15 protein-coding genes are annotated in these 16,339 nt (G+C 40.6%); 10 read left to right on the forward strand and 5 right to left on the reverse strand.

The window, feature by feature from the left end; genetic code table 11:
- Positions 1 to 14: 14 nt before the first annotated feature.
- Both ACL6C3_RS20430 and ACL6C3_RS20435 read right to left on the reverse strand, forming a co-directional pair.
- On the reverse strand, positions 15 to 695 hold the full coding sequence (locus ACL6C3_RS20430; protein ID WP_413160879.1) for a phosphatase PAP2 family protein: 681 nt from the start codon (positions 693 to 695) through the stop codon (positions 15 to 17).
- A 44-nt stretch (positions 696 to 739) separates the two neighbouring features.
- Positions 740 to 1,786, reverse strand: coding sequence for a YegS/Rv2252/BmrU family lipid kinase (locus ACL6C3_RS20435; RefSeq protein WP_413160880.1), 1,047 nt, complete (start codon positions 1,784 to 1,786; stop codon positions 740 to 742).
- Between the two features lie 262 nt (positions 1,787 to 2,048).
- On the opposite strand from ACL6C3_RS20435, the gene ACL6C3_RS20440 reads away from it, so the two are divergent.
- The 8 genes from ACL6C3_RS20440 to ACL6C3_RS20475 all read left to right on the forward strand — a co-directional run bounded on the left by ACL6C3_RS20440 (position 2,049) and on the right by ACL6C3_RS20475 (position 9,888).
- Entirely contained in the window at positions 2,049 to 2,408 is a 360-nt protein-coding gene (locus tag ACL6C3_RS20440) for a BON domain-containing protein (RefSeq protein WP_413160881.1), read from the forward strand.
- Positions 2,409 to 2,592: 184 nt separating this feature from the next.
- Positions 2,593 to 3,759 (forward strand): YcjF family protein, encoded by a 1,167-nt coding sequence (locus ACL6C3_RS20445; RefSeq protein WP_413160882.1) that lies wholly within the window; start codon positions 2,593 to 2,595, stop codon positions 3,757 to 3,759.
- A 117-nt stretch (positions 3,760 to 3,876) separates the two neighbouring features.
- Positions 3,877 to 4,065, forward strand: coding sequence for a CsbD family protein (locus ACL6C3_RS20450; RefSeq protein ID WP_413160883.1), 189 nt, complete (start codon positions 3,877 to 3,879; stop codon positions 4,063 to 4,065).
- A 163-nt stretch (positions 4,066 to 4,228) separates the two neighbouring features.
- On the forward strand, positions 4,229 to 4,477 hold the full coding sequence (locus ACL6C3_RS20455; protein ID WP_413160884.1) for a DUF6335 family protein: 249 nt from the start codon (positions 4,229 to 4,231) through the stop codon (positions 4,475 to 4,477).
- A 336-nt stretch (positions 4,478 to 4,813) separates the two neighbouring features.
- Positions 4,814 to 5,845, forward strand: coding sequence for a hemerythrin domain-containing protein (locus ACL6C3_RS20460; RefSeq protein WP_413160885.1), 1,032 nt, complete (start codon positions 4,814 to 4,816; stop codon positions 5,843 to 5,845).
- Positions 5,846 to 6,075: 230 nt separating this feature from the next.
- Positions 6,076 to 6,936, forward strand: a complete 861-nt coding sequence (locus ACL6C3_RS20465) for an SDR family oxidoreductase (RefSeq protein WP_413160886.1) — start codon at positions 6,076 to 6,078, stop codon at positions 6,934 to 6,936.
- A 73-nt stretch (positions 6,937 to 7,009) separates the two neighbouring features.
- Positions 7,010 to 8,521, forward strand: coding sequence for an FAD-dependent oxidoreductase (locus ACL6C3_RS20470; protein WP_413160887.1), 1,512 nt, complete (start codon positions 7,010 to 7,012; stop codon positions 8,519 to 8,521).
- A gap of 80 nt (positions 8,522 to 8,601) precedes the next feature.
- Positions 8,602 to 9,888 (forward strand): DUF389 domain-containing protein, encoded by a 1,287-nt coding sequence (locus ACL6C3_RS20475; RefSeq protein ID WP_413160888.1) that lies wholly within the window; start codon positions 8,602 to 8,604, stop codon positions 9,886 to 9,888.
- A gap of 97 nt (positions 9,889 to 9,985) precedes the next feature.
- On the opposite strand, the gene ACL6C3_RS20480 is transcribed toward ACL6C3_RS20475, so the two are convergent.
- A complete protein-coding gene (locus ACL6C3_RS20480; protein WP_413160889.1) occupies positions 9,986 to 10,420 on the reverse strand; it encodes an FKBP-type peptidyl-prolyl cis-trans isomerase in 435 nt (144 codons plus the stop codon).
- A 400-nt stretch (positions 10,421 to 10,820) separates the two neighbouring features.
- Between ACL6C3_RS20480 and ACL6C3_RS20485 the strand changes: the two genes are divergently transcribed.
- Both ACL6C3_RS20485 and ACL6C3_RS20490 read left to right on the forward strand, forming a co-directional pair.
- A complete protein-coding gene (locus ACL6C3_RS20485; RefSeq protein ID WP_413160890.1) occupies positions 10,821 to 12,116 on the forward strand; it encodes a phospholipase D-like domain-containing protein in 1,296 nt (431 codons plus the stop codon).
- 56 nt (positions 12,117 to 12,172) lie between these two features.
- A complete protein-coding gene (locus tag ACL6C3_RS20490; protein WP_413160891.1) occupies positions 12,173 to 13,369 on the forward strand; it encodes a glycoside hydrolase family 10 protein in 1,197 nt (398 codons plus the stop codon).
- Here the strand turns inward: ACL6C3_RS20490 and ACL6C3_RS20495 are convergent.
- Both ACL6C3_RS20495 and ACL6C3_RS20500 read right to left on the reverse strand, forming a co-directional pair.
- The gene (locus ACL6C3_RS20495; protein WP_413160892.1) at positions 13,329 to 14,645 is read right to left on the reverse strand and encodes a Na+/H+ antiporter NhaC family protein; all 1,317 of its coding nucleotides are present in this window, start codon (positions 14,643 to 14,645) and stop codon (positions 13,329 to 13,331) included. The two genes, ACL6C3_RS20490 and ACL6C3_RS20495, sit on opposite strands and share 41 nt — an antisense overlap.
- 146 nt (positions 14,646 to 14,791) lie before the next feature.
- On the reverse strand, positions 14,792 to 16,315 hold the full coding sequence (locus ACL6C3_RS20500; protein ID WP_413160893.1) for an LCP family protein: 1,524 nt from the start codon (positions 16,313 to 16,315) through the stop codon (positions 14,792 to 14,794).
- Between the last annotated feature and the right edge of the window lie 24 nt (positions 16,316 to 16,339).

A 16,339-nucleotide genomic window follows, 5' to 3' on the forward strand; every position in this document is an offset into this window, starting at 1 on the left:
TTTTTATAATTAATTTAAGACGATAATTTTGATCGTTTTTCTGCTAGTTTTAGGGTAAAAATACAAGCACTTAACCAGACTAATCCGGCCGCATATCCTGCTATAATATCAGTCGGCCAGTGAACACCTAAATACAAGCGGCTGAGTCCGATGAGAAAAATTAAAAGACTCGTTAGGCTGATAATAATTTTTGAGGAAGCTTGAAATTGAGTGATTAAGTAGTAGCTAACGATACCATAGACGACCAATGAAATCATCGCATGACCGCTCGGAAAACTTTTCAATTTTACATCTACAATTTGTTGCCAAAGTTGAGGTCGAGAGCGAGAAAATAGAACTTTTAGCCAGTAATTTAAACCCATTGCTCCTCCGGAAGCAATTGCGAGTATTCCTAACTTAGCCTTTTGTTTGTAGTGGATTAAAATAAAACTGACAACCCCGGTGAATAAAATTAAAAAATTTGGATTTCCTAAAACAGTAATACCGCGAAAGATTTGGTTTAAAACCGGGGTATGCCAGGATTGAAAATGCTGAAGAATTGCTGTATCTAACGCTGTAGTCTCTTGTTCAAGCACTTCCTCAGCAATTTCAAAGAAAACCCAGAGTGATAGAGCGGATAAAATTAATCCACTACTAACCAGTGAGAAAAGCCGAGTGAAAATCCGAGAAGTAATTTTTTTGGTTTTTTGTTTCATCAACTGTTGGTTTATGGGCGATCAACTTCAATATTTTTATAAGTTTAATCGGGAATTCGATAATCGACAATCAAAACATCTATATTACTTTTATTCTCTTTTTGTTGGGTTTGAACTGGTTTTTGAGGTTTACCTGTCTTGGATTTAATTTTTAATCCGGGTAATCCTTCTAATTTTTCAGGTTGTTCAGAAGAAAACTTATCGGGAACAAATACTTTTAATTGGCGAGAAACACACTCAATCTCAACAGGAGTTTTTCCGATCACTTCTCCATCGACAGCCACTTTTTGGGGGGGATCGGTAGTAACTCGAATGCGTTGGGTTCGGAAGTAGCCAATATCATTTCGTTGAGCTTGATCTTCAGATAAAGCCGACAGGAGTAAATGATAAGATGCTCCCACAGCATTCCAACGATTTTTAGGGGCAAAAATTGTGACATCTAAGAGTCCATCATCCATAATAATTCCCGCCGGCCCCTGAGCTAAAATCGAAGAAGCTGGGGCAATATTAGCAATAGTAATAGCGGTTGCTTCTACTTCAATAATTCTATCGTTTGTTTCCAGTTGAGCGTGAAAGGTTTTAAATCCTTTCCACTGTTTGAAAGCCGCAATATAGTAAGCTAATATTCCTAAGCGATTTTTGGCTTTTCGATTGGCATCTTCAACCATCCCCGCTTCTAAACCCACACCCGCTAACAGCATCATGGGTTTTCCGTCACATTTCCCCATATCGACAACTCGCTCTTTTGCCGCTAAAATAATTTTGCAAGCCCCTTCTATTCCTTGGGGAATATTGAGAGCATTTGCAAAGGCATTAGCGGTTCCTCGGGGAATAATTCCTAATGGAATTTCGGTGTCCACTAAAACGCCGGCGACTTGAGAAACAGTACCATCTCCTCCTGAAGCAATTAAACATTCTACCTTTCGTTCGATAGCTTCACGGGCTAATTGTTCAGCGGATATGTCTTCAGTCGTAAACTGAATATCTAAATGAATATGGGGTTTCAAGTGGCGTTTAATTTCGGAGAGATCCTGATCGGGATCGCTTTGACCGGCGACCGGATTAAAAATTAAACACGCTGAATCAAGCATAAAAATTTTTCTCCCCTATTTTCAGGCTATTAACTGATAGGATATTCGACCTTAATTTTTCGGCTCTTAAGTTTGTGTTTAATCATAACAAAAAAATTAACGATTGATTAAAACATCTGTAATTTATACCGTAAGAATGAAGAATCTATCGGGGGATATAGAAAAAAATTAAATGAGTTCAGCCAATGGGTAGAGGAAATCCAGAAGATTACTAAGATAATATGTAAGTTGAAATTCTATTTATAAATTTTGGAGTTAATTTATGGGTTGGTTAAGCAGACTTTTTGGTAGAGACGAAGAAGAGAAAGCCAAAAAATCAAAAACAGCAAAAACATCCGTCGCTCAAGCTCCGGCATCGACAGGCGGCGGATCAATTCCCTCTGAACGAGTGGGTTTGAATGGAGAATACGATCAAAGTGGCTTGGCCAAGCGAGTCGCTTACGCATTTGATCAAGATTCTCAAATTGACGATATTGAAACGCTCTGGGTTGCACAAACAGGTAGCACGGTGGTTCTTAAAGGAACAGTTCCCAGTCAAGATCTTTTAAATAAAATTGTTTCTGTTGCCAAAAAAGTTGATGGTGCAACGAAGGTTGATACTTCTCAAGTTACCGTGAGTTAAGCTAACAAGAATAGAAAAACAAAGCACTGTTAGAGTAATCTATTTTTGCTCTAGAGTGCTATTGTCTATTTAAAAGTATAGAAAACGGATTGACCCAAGTTTTTAAAGTTGAATAAACATTCATCTCGGGTTTGCAGTCGTGAGATTGTAAACTATAAAAAGTACAAGTAAATTTTGAGTGATTATGACAATGGAAGACCCCAAATATACTTTATCTGCTCAATCTCAAAATAAAGCTTCCTCTAACTCCGATCTCGGCAGTTGCATTTATGAAACCACATCGGATTTGAGAAAGGTGATAGATACAGCGATAGAAGCCGCAAATCAAGTCGCTCAAGCGGGCGCAGAGCAGGCTCAACAGCTTCTGGAACTCGCTTTTAAAGGAACGGGAAATACGATGGCGGCGATCGCAGATAATCCCCTCGTTAAATCGATTACCAAACTATTGGGGGCGGACTGGCTTAAAGTAATGTTGGGTCAAGTAAATATTGAAGAAGCCCAACGCAATGTGGAAAAATTGCAGCAAAAATATCCCAATGAAACGGCTGCCGAAATTGCTCACCGCATTATGGTAGAAAAGTCAATTCAAGGTGCTGGAATTGGATTGGCGACCAACTTTATTCCCCCTTTAGCTGCGGTACTTTTTGCTATCGATTTAGCCACAACAACTCGACTGCAAGCGGAAATGATTTATGAAATTGCAGCCGCCTATGGTTTGGATCTAAATGACCCGGAACGTCGGGGAGAAGTCTTAGGAATTTTTGGCTTATCTTTGGGCGGTTCAAGCGCTTTAAAAGTGGGATTTGGTGTGATTGAAGTTATTCCCGGTATTGGTGCATTTGTCGGGGCTTCTTCTAACGCCGTTATGCTGTACGGACTCGGTTATGCTGCTTGTCGGTTTTATGAAGCTAAACTTAAACCCGATGGCGCCGAGTTAACTCCGGCTGAGTTTTATCAAGAACAGGAAAACTATTTTCAAAAAGCATCAGAACAAGAAGCAATTATGGATCAAATTATGGTTCATGCGGTGTTGGCAAGTTCTCCGGAAAAATCTTGGTCTGAAGTGGTTTCAGAATTGTTACAGCAGGGAAATTTCAATTCAAAAACGGCTAATACTATCGAAAATCACTTACAAAATCCTCAGTCTTTAGAGAGTTTATTGCAGCAACTCGATCCTGATTTTGCTCCTTCTACGTTGATGCAATGCTATAGAATTGCTCAAAGTGATGGCGTGATTACAGCCAGAGAGCGGGAAGTTTTAAAAGCCATTGCGGATAAATTTGATTTAAGCCTCAATGAAATTGAGGAAAATTATCAAACTCAATTAAGCAAGGCGGCGTCACAGCCATAACCGTATCTCTGAAGATAGGGTTAATGAATCTATCCTGCGGTAGAAGTAGGATAGATAACCATTCGATACACTAAGAATAGCAAAATTATTTGCTGAAGATTAAGGAGATTTTTAATTATGAGTAAAGATAATAAAGCCGAAGCTACAATGAAGAATATTGAGGGTAAAGCCCAGGAAGCTTTAGGAGAAATTACAGGCGATCCTCAAGATAAAGCAGAAGGCAAACGAAAGCAAGCGGAAGCCGCAGCACAACACGAAATAGAAAATGTGAAAGAGGCGGTAAAGCAAAGAATTGAGAATCGCTAAATAGAGGGTGACTCAATAAGTTAGTATTGCTCTGGTTGGTGGTTTAACCCCTGGTTTTCTGGGCTTTCACTGGATAAGTGATTTCGGCCAGCAAATCGGGGGATTTGTTTGATTTTGATACCCGTTTAAAACGATCAGATAAGTTTAGATAAAGGAGTAAATCATGGCAACTCAATCTTCCCCCAATTCTTCCGAACAAAATCTTCCTCAATATCAAAGAAAAGTTGTTCCAGATACACCCGTAGCCGAGACGATGGATGCGGTTCCCGACGGTCACGATACAGAAAGTCTCGCCGATAGCGCAGGAATTGATGTGCCAGATACGGAACCTTTAGAAGTCAAATCCCAACTCGATCAACGAGATGAACAGCGATGGCAACTCGATCCGGATTCTGCCGAAGATCATCATTAATTAGCCCATTTTTAAACTTGGTAAAGTCTGAGTCTTGTCGGGGCGCCATCCCTGCGCCCTGAATCCTTATATTTTTGACAATTAAACTCTAAAGATTGGCGATTAATTAACTGTCATTATTTTCAAATTATGACCAAATATATATTACAATTAGAGAGATATTTAGGTAGAATTATAGTTTGGTTTATAACGTGTTTTTAGTATTCTAGGAATCACTACCTACTGGGGTTCCCGAAATGTTCAAACTTATATCAAAAGGAAGATGAATCTATACTCAAGCTGCGTAAATATATAAAACAGCTTTACAAATCCTTTGAAAGAAAGAGAGAGAAAACGATGCCTATCACATTAACCGATGCCAAACGAGCTACAATTGCTCAAAAGCTTGCCGATATGCGAGCCATTCAAAATTTAATCTTGAACAATGAGCGTCAATTTATTCAAGAATGCAGCGATAACGATATTCGCAGTCGCTTACAGGATATGATCGAAGACGACGAGAAAAACCTGGGCATCATTGAAACCACAATTACTCAGTACGGAAACCCGGCAGAACCGAAAGAAAAAGTGCAGAAAATGGTGAACCATGCACAGGAAATGATGCAAGGTTCTGATTTGAGTTTATATGAAAAAATGGCTCAACACGAACTGTTGAAGCACGGTCAAGTTCTGTCCGGTTTGGTCGTTCATAAAGCAGCACAAGTTGTTGGCACTGATGTTAAAGAAGCTCTCGCGCCTTTAAATACTGTTAACTTTGAAAATCGCGCTCATCAAGAGCAATTAAAAGGAGTTCTAGAATATTTGGGTACTCGCGAACTCACGGGTCAAGAACCGGAAGAAGGCTTCTGGGCGCAAATTCAAGACGCATTAGCCGCCATGACGGGTGTATTAGGAAGTGCAACAACCCAAGCTTCCGATGCTTCCGATATGGATATTTTGACTTTAATTTTCATGGATCACCAAAAGGCAAAAACCTTGATGCGTGAAATTGAAAAGACTCAAGATACCAATAAAATTCAGGAGTATTTCGGACAACTTTATAAAGATTTAATTGCTCACGCTAAAGCGGAAGAAGAAGTTGTTTATCCCCGTGTTCGTTCCTTCTACGGCGACGGTGATACTCAAGAACTTTACGACGAACAAGCAGAACTCGAAAAAGTTCTCAATGAAATGAAGAACGGCGAACCCGGCAGCGAAGCTTTCAAACAAATGCTAAAGCGGGTTAAAGATATGGTTGGCGATCACACTCGTCAAGAAGAAGGTACCATGTTTGCGGCTATGCGGAAAAACATGAACGATAGCCAACGCGAACAAATGGCAACCGAATTTAAAGAAGCGAAGAAACGCTTGCAAAATCAAATGCAATAATCTCATCTCCAATTCTGACACATAGAGTATGTTTTTCAGACTGTTAAAATGAGTTGACAGTTGAGGAAAAAACAGTAAATCTCAAGGTTAAGTGTTGTTGTATTGATGAATAAGCTGGAAAATTGACGCCCGATAATGAGCTAATTTTCCAGCTTTTTCTATCTCCCCATTTCTTAATTTGACCCGGCACAGTAATCTGAATTAACCCTCTAAAATTTTAGGAGTTTAAAATGACTATTACACCCGATAAGATTCCCGCACAATCTCAACAAAGAAAACCTGCATTAGAGTCAGAAATGACTCCCAAACCCCAATACGACGACCCCAATTATAAAGGCAGTGGTAAACTGCAAGATAAGGTTGCTTTAATTACGGGTGGCGATAGCGGTATTGGTCGTTCGGTGGCGGTTTATTATGCCAAAGAAGGCGCCGATGTTGCCATTGTTTATTTAGATGAAACTGAGGACGCTCAAGTAACTAAAAAAGCCGTTGAAGATCAGGGTCGCCGTTGTTTGTTAATTGAAGGCGATATTCGCAACGAAAACTTCTGTCAGGAAGCCGTTAAAAAGACCGTTAACGAGTTCGGAAAGTTAGATATTCTCGTTAACAATGCGGCCGAACAATATTATGAAGCCAGCATTGAGGAAATTGATTCGGCTCGACTCGGTAGCACTTTTGCAACCAATATTTTCTCAATGTTTTACTTTACCAAAGCGGCTATGCCTCACTTAAAAGAGGGTAGCGCCATCATTAACACCACTTCAATTAATGCTTACAAGGGTAACGCTTCTTTGTTAAGCTATTCTACCACAAAAGGCGCAATTCTAGCCTTTACTCGCTCCATTTCTCAGCCTTTAATTGAGAAAGGAATTCGCGTTAATGGCGTTGCTCCCGGCCCGATTTGGACACCGTTTATTCCTGACGCTTTTGGCGGCGATGATGTGAGTAATTTTGGGAAGCAAGTCCCGATGAAACGTCCGGGTCAGCCGAAAGAAGTTGCTCCCTGTTTTGTCTTTTTAGCCTCGGAAGATTCCTCATATATGGCGGGACAAGTCCTCCATCCGAATGGCGGTGTTGTCGTCGGTGGTTAAGTTAATTCATTTAAGGAGATTCGGGAAAAAATCCCGAATCTTTTAGTTAGTCTAAAAACAAAAAAATATAGTTATGATTCATAATTTGCCTCAAAAATCTCAATCCTTTTGGCTCGATTCAACACCCGAACCTAACTATCCTAATCTTACTCAAAATCTCTCGGTAGATGTGGCAATTGTTGGGGGCGGTTTAGTCGGAATTTCCGCAGCAAAGTTACTCAAACAAGCCGGAAAAACCGTCGCCGTTTTAGAAGCAGAACAAGTGGGTTCTGGAGTTTCCGGACATACAACCGCCAAAATTAGTTCATTGCATCAGCTTATTTATGCAGACTTAATTGAGCAAATCGGCGAAGAAAAAGCGCGTTTGTATGGCGAATCTAATCAAGCCGCAATCGAACAATATGCAAGCATTATTGAAAGCGAACAAATCGACTGTGACTTTCAACGCAAAGACTCCTACACCTTCGCATCTTCTATCAATCAATTAGACAAAATAAAAGCCGAATATGAAGCCGCAGTTCAATTGGGATTACCCGCTTCTTTTGTACAGGAAACTGGCTTACCCTTTGACATTGCCGGAGCCGTAAAATTTACGAATCAGGCTCAATTTCACCCCCGAAAATACATTCTACATTTAGCTAAAACCATTAACGGTGACGGGAGTTACATCTTTGAACAGACTCGAATTAAAACCGTTGAAGGCGAACAACCCTGCAAAGTTATTGCAGAAAATGGCTGTATTGTAACCGCTCAAGACGTCATTATCGCCACCCATTTACCGATTTTAGACCAAGGATTGTTCTTTGCAAAAGCCTATCCCAAACGCTCTTATTTAATCGGAGCCTGGATAGATCCCGCCAAAGATCCGCAGGGAATGTTTATCGGTGTGGGTCAAGATTATCACTCCGTTCGCACCACTCCCCACGAAGGAAAAACACTGCTTTTAATTGGTGGAAAAGGTCATAAAGTTGGCGAAGTTGACGATACAGAAGTCTTGTACAAACAACTGTCAGATTATGCTTATTCTACCTTTGGAGTTGATGAAATTGCCTATCGATGGTCAACTCAAGATATGGTATCTTTTGACAAATTACCTTATATTGGTAAGCTAACTCCGCTCAATAATCATACCTATGTCGCAACGGGTTTTAGTCTGTGGGGAATGAGCAAGTCAATGATGTCGGCGATGATATTATCCGACCTGATTTTAGGCAAAGAAAACCCCTGGGCGAACCTCTATGATGCCACTCGTCCGACACCCTTTGTTAGTCAAGAATCCATTAAGCAAAATCTTGATGTTGGTATACATTGGGTTGGCGATCGCTTCAAAAATCTGTTAGATTCTTCCGAAAAAGTTGGCGTCGGTGAAGGCAAAGTTGTTACCGAAAATGGTGAGAAAATAGGGGCTTATCGAGATGAATCCGGCACCTTACATAAAGTGTCGGCCGTGTGTTCCCATTTGGGATGTATTGTCTCTTGGAATCCGGCGGAAAAAAGTTGGGATTGTCCCTGTCACGGCGCCCGTTATAACTGCCAAGGTGAAGTGATTCAAGCTCCTGCTGTTAGCGATTTGAAAAAATACTAATCCTCTAAAAATACAAAATTGGAGATTGCTGAATATCAGTAATCTCCAAAAAAAATAAGGGTCAATACAAGGGTTGAGAAATGCGTCAGTTATGGGTTCAAGTACCAAACGGTCAGGGAAAACAAGTTCTTAATATTGCTCAAGCTCATCAAGGGGTTAACTTGGCTCGGTTCCCCGTGATTGATGACCAAGAATCCCAAGAATTAGTGTTAATTCATGTCTCCAATAAACAGGTTGAAAGTCTGCTCAATCAGTTAGATACTATTCGGAATTTGCAGGTTACTTTGGTTCCTCATGGTACCATTGCCCTCCATCCTCCCGCTTCCGAAGCTGCTGAACAAATCAAAGAAGTACAAGAACGCAGTCCCATTGAAATCTTCCTCGGAGGCTTACAAAGTGTAGGCTCCTGGCGAGGATTTTTGGGTTATGCGGGACTCGCCGGAGTGGTGGTTTGGATTGGATTATTTACCAATACTAATTATTTGCTCGTTGCGGCGATGTTAATTGCTCCTTTTGCGGGGCCTGCAATGAATGTAGCGATCGCCAGTTCCCGGGGAGATTTAACATTATTATGGCGGAGTTTATTGCGTTATTTTGTAGCAATTCTTGTCACGGTTTTTGTAGCAGCAGCGTTGAGTTTAATTCTCGGCCAAGAAATCCCCACTAGCTTGATGCTCAGTAACAGTCAAATCTCCTCTGTAGCCGTGTTACTTCCGATCACAGCAGGTGCGGCAGGAGCGATTAATTTAATGCAGTCAGAACGCAGTAGTTTAGTATCGGGAGCGGCGACTGGAATGCTCGTAGCTGCTTCTCTCGCGCCGCCTGCGGGGACGGCAGGAATGGCGCTGTCTCTCGGAAGAATGGATATTTTTATCGGCAGTGTTTTTTTAGTGATATTGCAACTGGTGGGGATTAATTTATCCGCAGCAATTTTGTTTCGTTTTTATGGGGGTTTATCCGCTAAAGGAGCGCGTTACAATCGAGGAAAAAAATGGGTATTTCCGATTACATTAGGAGTGACCACTTTAGCATTAGTCGGACTGCTCAATTGGCAATTTATAAATTCACCCGCTTTTGAACGTTCCAGTCGCGCTCAACGGGCTACGGCAGATATTCAACAAGTCGTTAAAGATAATCCCTTAGTGAAGCTTGTTGAAGCTAATATTCGCTTTACACGCTCCGATATTCCCGGACAAGATACATTACTTTGTATTCTCTATGTACAACGGGAACAAGATGTAACAATTTCCAAAGATAAAATTAGTCAACGTCTCACCCGCGAAATTCAAAATTATGTCAATGAAGCCGGATATAATGTAACGCCTTTAGTTGAAGTTACTGTTCTCGATCCTCCCAGTTTATTGTAAATAATTTTTGATAGAATCTAGCCAAAAGAGACGTGCCGCAACACGTCTCTACACTGGAGTTTAATTCTTAGTCCTTAGTCTTTGTGAACTTTAATAATTAGTTCACCTCAACCAGTTGAATATCAAAAATTAGGTTCTCATCTCCGAAAGAAGAATTCACAACAGATAGAACCACATTTGATTCGTTAATCTCCATAATGGTAGCGGGGATTGAAGCGTGAACATTCGGCATCCGAATATAAACCTCTTGACCGACTTCAATTGATACATCGCTTGGTAAATTTTGCCGATCGACAACTAAAGTTGATTCGCGATCGGGATATTCATAAGCTTGCTTGGCGGGAATGGTTACTGTCTTTGATTCTCCCGGATTCATCCCCACAACAGCCTGTTCTAAATTGGAGATAACCTCTCCTTCTCCGATACAAAACTCTAAAGGTTCATTATTCGCCGAAGAACTAAAGACTTCACCATTTTCCCGTTTCCCAACGTAATTGACTTTAACTTTACTACCCATTTCAGCCTGTGACATTTCTTTATCCTCCAATTTTTTTAAATGGCTTAAACTTGACTTAGCTTGAAAATTAGCCCGATTTTTTGGATGTTATAAACAAAATCATTAATTGAGAAACGGGGCCAACGTTCCTCCTATCAATCACTTCCTAACAGCCCGTGAATTTAATTGTTTAAATTGCTTAATATCCATTCGGAAAACTTTTGTAGTTTTCCACTCCTCAATTATCCGTTCTTTTATTGTCAAACATCTAGACAACACCTGCATCAATCTTGGGTTAGATCTTGGTCTACCTCATTAGTGATATCATTAAAAATCGGTAGTGAAAGGCTAGAGTCGCTCAAACCATTATTTTAGTTTATACCTTTCTAGCGACTACTACTGATTGACAACCATCACAACTGATTCATTAACGTAAATGCTATCCTTTGATAACTGGTTGAGTGTAATTCTGTTAATTGGGTTTTCCATCACCGTTGTAATCCTAATTGTTTTGTATGTTCAAGGTGTATTTCGCCGAAGAATTCACTACAAAATATTTAACTTTCCTTCGGCAAATGCCCCTAATTTTCCCCTAACCATTGCAAGTTTATCCGATTCTTTTATTACCAACGCTGAGGCGACAAAATTTTGGGTAAAAGCCGATGAAATTCAACCCGCCCGTTTAAATGCAATTCGGAGCGCCCGACATCGAATTCTGTTTGAAACCTATATTATGACCCCCGGCGAACGGGCGGACGCTTTTGCAACCGCACTGATTGAAAAAGCAAAATCTGGGGTAACAGTACAGGTAATTGTTGATAGTTATGGTGCGAAATCTATACCCGAACGATACTGGAAAAATTTAGAACTCAGCGGGGTAGAAGTTCGCTTTTTTAATCCTTTTAGTTGGCGATCGCCTTACGATTATTTAAAACGCAGTCACCGAAAATTACTGTTAATTGATGATGAAATTGCTTTGATTGGTGGTGCCGGAATGTCTGACTATTGGGATGGCATTCCCGAACAAGGAGATCGGGCGCCTTGGTTTGATTTTGAAGCCCAATTTGAAGGGCCAGTTGTTCAACGTCTCAACGGTCTTTTTATTCAACATTGGCTCGACTGCGGAAAAACCGTCGATCTCGGTAAAAATCCTTTAATTCCAAAATTTGAAACCTCTCTACCAACAGTATTAGTAACCTCTGGTGAAGATCCCTCTTACCGAGATTCTTCTATTCGCGCTCTTTACCAAACGTTAGTGATGGCGGCTCAATCTCGAATTTGGATTGCTAGCCCTTATTTTTTGCCTTTTTCTAATATACAAAAACTACTCATTGATGCAAAACATCGAGGTGTAGATGTGCGAATTTTAACGATGGGATCGAAAACAGATAAGCCATTTGTCCACTATTCCGCTCGGGAACTTTATAAGAATTTACTCCGTCATGGAATCGAGATTTATGAATATCAACCCAGTATGATGCACGGTAAAACCCTGTTAATTGATGACAGTTGGGTCAGCATGGGAAGTGCAAATTTTGATCCGCGTAGTTTTTGGAGTAATGATGAGTTAAATGTCTCCACTGCACAGCCTTTTTTATGTCAAAACATTGAAAACTTTCTGTTAAATGGTTTTGTTCAAAGTCAGCGCATAAGTTATGAAGATTGGAAACGCCGCCCGCTGATTCAAAAAATTCGGGGGAAAGTTATGTTATTATTTTATTTGCTGTTATAAGATTGGTTCAAACTCTCATCATCTTGCTACCCTTTAAAATGATGTTGAAATAAATTATGTTGAAAGGCTTGAAACAAACGCGAATCATTCCTCAGTTTATCACTTTTATTGTTAGCCTGTGTTTTGTTCTATTCATCATCAAACCCGCTTTAACAATTCCACCCCCAGTCAGGGAAATTCGCGGAGTTTGGCTAACGAATATTGATAGCGAGGTTTTATTTTCCAGACGGGGCGTTACAGACGCTTTAAATCGCTTAAAAACCCTCAATTTTAACACCATCTATCCAACCGTTTGGCAGGGCGGTTATACACTCTATCCGAGTGCAGTTGCTCAACGCTATTTCGGACAATCTCTCGACCCCACACCGGGTTTACAAAAACGGGATGTTTTACAAGAATTAGTCAAACAAGGACATCAAAAAGGTTTAACCGTTATTCCTTGGTTTGAGTTTGGATTTATGGCACCGGCTCACTCAGATTTAGCCAAACAACATCCCGACTGGTTAACCCGTCGTTTGGATGGAACATTAATAAAAAAAGAGGGAAATGACGAGCGAGTTTGGTTGAACCCTTTTCATCCCGAAGTGCAACAATTTATCCTCGATTTAATTGCGGAAATTGTCACCAACTACAATATTGATGGGATTCAATTTGATGACCATTTTGGTTTACCCTCCGAATTCGGCTACGATGAATATACCGTGAGTCTTTATCAAGCCGAACATCAGGGAAAATTACCCTCTGAGGATTTCTATGAAACCTATTGGGTGAGGTGGCGAGCCGATAAAATTAACCAATTTGTAAAACGGGTTTTTGAAACCGTTAAAGCTATCGATCAAGATTGTATTATTTCCCTTTCTCCCAACCCGCTTCATTTTGCTTTACCCGCTTATTTACAAGACTGGTTTACTTGGGAAAGAAAGGGTTGGATCGAAGAAATTGTTTTACAGGTTTATCGACCCGATTTAGAACGTTTTACCACCGAGTTAGAACGCACGGAAGTTGAACTCGCTAAAAATCATATTCCCTTTGCTGTGGGGATTTTAAGCGGCTTAAAAAACCGTCCAACGCCGATGAATATGATCGAAAAACAAGTGAAAGCCACCCGCAAACATCAATTAGCAGGAGTCTCTTTTTTCTTCTATGAAAGCCTCTGGAATTGGGCGGAAGAATCCCCGAGAGAACGTCAAAATAAACTGCAAAAACTTTTTCCTATTCCCGCCTTACGTCCTTCGGTTTACGGAGTAAATTAAACAGCGGGATTAAATACAAATAAAACGCATAGGGAAGACAGTTAAAATCACTCATCAATAGCGTTACCGGAACTAACCCCGCAATGTTCCAAGGAATCAAAGGAGATATCATTACAACGGTATTTTCCAGATTAACGGCTAATTGCTCATCCTTCAATTCTAAGGTTTGATATCTTTTTTTTACCAATTGTTGGGTGAGTAAAATGGCGATTGTTTGCGTACAACCGTAGGCGCCTGAAACAGTTCCGATCAACATTGTTGCTAAAAATAAATCCTGTTGGGATTTGGCGCTGTGTAAAAACTGTTCGATAAAGTTTAAAATATGAGTGTCGGCTAATATTCCGGCTAAAGCGGTTGAAACAATCACAATTAACACAACTTTTCCCATTGCAATCATTCCCCCTCCAATTAAAATAGATTGTAGCGGCGAGGGTTCACTGAGATAAAATCCTCTGAAGATAAAATTCAATAATTCAATCGGACTGTATTGTTGATAAAATAAAGCAATTAAACTCGCAATTGCAATACTGACAATCATTGAAAGTTTGACTTCGACTTGAAAAATTGCTAAAATAAAGATGGTGAAAGCGGGTAATAATAAAAGCGGTTGGGGATTAAAAGTTTTAACAATTTCCGAGACTAGAATCCTATCCGTGATTTGAATTGGATACAGTCTGGATAAAATTAAATAGATGATAACCGTTAAAATTAAGGGAATGAATCCCGTTTTCAGCATATTTTTAATATTGGTATACAGTCGGGTTTGAGTCACACTCGCGATTAAATTTGCACTCGATGACATCGGAGAACAGCGATCGCCAAAATAAGCGCCAGAAAGAATCGCACCCGCCACCAAATTGGAATTTCCCCCGCTATTACCCGCCATAATCATTAAAGCAATACCAATGGTTCCAACGGTGCCAAAGGAAGTCCCAATTAACAGAGAAACCAAGCTTGTTAATAGAAAGGCTAATAGGATAAAATAGTGAGGGTTAATGATTTGAATGCCATAATACACCAAACTGGGTACCGTGCCGGCGCTCATCCAAGAAGAAGTTACGGCACCAATTAAGAGTAAAATAATAAAAACCGGAAAAGACTTTTTAGCGCCTGCGATCGCCATTTGAATTAAGTCTTTTAATAAAAAGCCTCGCCTCACCAAAACCGCAAACCACAGCAACAGCGAAGCGAGTAAAGGATAAAAAATAAAGTACCCTTTGAGGGTACTAACAACTAATAAAAGAAAGGAAACAATCAGGGTAATGAGTAAATCCATGCAGTTGATTATAGAGGTTAAAGGACTGCATACTTAGCCGCATAAAATTATCAAAGAAAGGCAGAAATTTTATCCTTCTCCATTAGGAGCTAGTCCAATAATTATATTAATGGGATTTGTATGATGCACCTCAATCGAGAAATCTTTTAATTAAAGCTCTCAATTCTGATCGGTTCGGAATCTTCACGGAATTCTCTGTCGGTTTCCGTTTCCATTTCCGTTTCCATTTCCGTTTCCATTTCCGTTTCCATTTCCTCTAATTGCTGTTGTGTCTCGTATCTTTCGAGCCAATCTTGACCCAACTGAATCGTCACATCAGACTCTAAAAACCCGGTACTTTCAACCACAACTTTACCAAAACCTAAAGCCCGTTGAATCGATTCTGCGCCCTCCGTATCGCCATCTTGAGCAACAATTCGAGTCACCTCTAAAGGTTGAGTCCAGGGCTTAGAAACCTTAACATTCCAGAAGCCATCTTCGTTAAGTTCCATCACCAAACCATCAACCGCATCCCAACTATCCGTACTATCTTGAATGGCAATTCTCAAATCTCGGCTATCAACATTTTCAAAACGCCAAGAATCATAACCAAAATCAAAATGTTTAGCCAAAATCACATCTAAGCGACTGTAGTCGGGTAGCCAATAACTCGCATCATATTCTTTCGGATCGCTAAACTCTCCCGGAACCATTAACATCTCAATACTTTCTCGATCAACATGAGTCGCAAAATTCACCAAAGCGACCAATTCCTCTAAACTTAAATTGGTGTCAATATGAGACTGAATAATCGAAACCAGCTTGGGAAGTCGGGAAATCGTCGCCACATTTAACGCCTGTTCCATAAAAGATCGCATCAAAATTTGCTGGCGTTGAACCCGACCAATATCGCCCAAACTATCCTGACGAAAACGCAAAAATTGCAACACTTGAGAGCCATTCAGATGATGTTGACCCTGCTCCAAATTGATATACAAATGTTGGCTATCATCGCTATATTTCATATCTTTGGGAACGTAAATCTCTAAACCTCCCAAAGCATCAATCAGTTTTTCAACCCCTTGAACATTAACCCGAACATAGCGATCGATTCCCACGCCCCCCAACAGTTCGCTCGTCGCTTTGGCACTCAAAGCGGGGCCACCTTCATAGTTAGCATGATTAATTTTAGTCATCCCCATTCCCTCAACATAGGTGCGAGTATCGCGGGGAATTGACAAAACTTTCAGCTTCTTTTCAGCCGGATCAAACCGAACCAAAAGCATGGTATCCGACAAGCCTTTAAATGAGTCTACCAGGGCGTGATATCCCAAGTCTTCTTGTTCGTCGAAGAATTCCTCATCTTCCAAGTCAGAGGTGAGAACCTTAACGCCCAAAACCAGAATATTAACCGGGCGAGTTAACTGGGGAAAACGTAAATTTCCCCTCGCCATTTGACCCTTAGAAAAGACAGCCGCTTCCTCGGCGGTTAGCTTTTGTTGCATCAACGGCGTTGTCGAAAGGGAAACGGCGAGTAAGGCGCCTGCGGTTGCCGAGATCGTGGCCACTCCCGTTAAGCCCAATGCCAATCCTAACCAGCGTCCGGGGCCAGATTGGGTGAGTTTTTTCAGTACCGGTTGAGCAGTTTTTGATTGACGCAATAGACGATGATTAGTTCTACGAGCAGACACAGGCTTCCTCACACACAAAATAAC

It is taken from the genome of Capilliphycus salinus ALCB114379 (assembly GCF_047276495.1).
GTDB lineage: Bacteria > Cyanobacteriota > Cyanobacteriia > Cyanobacteriales > Microcoleaceae > Capilliphycus > Capilliphycus salinus.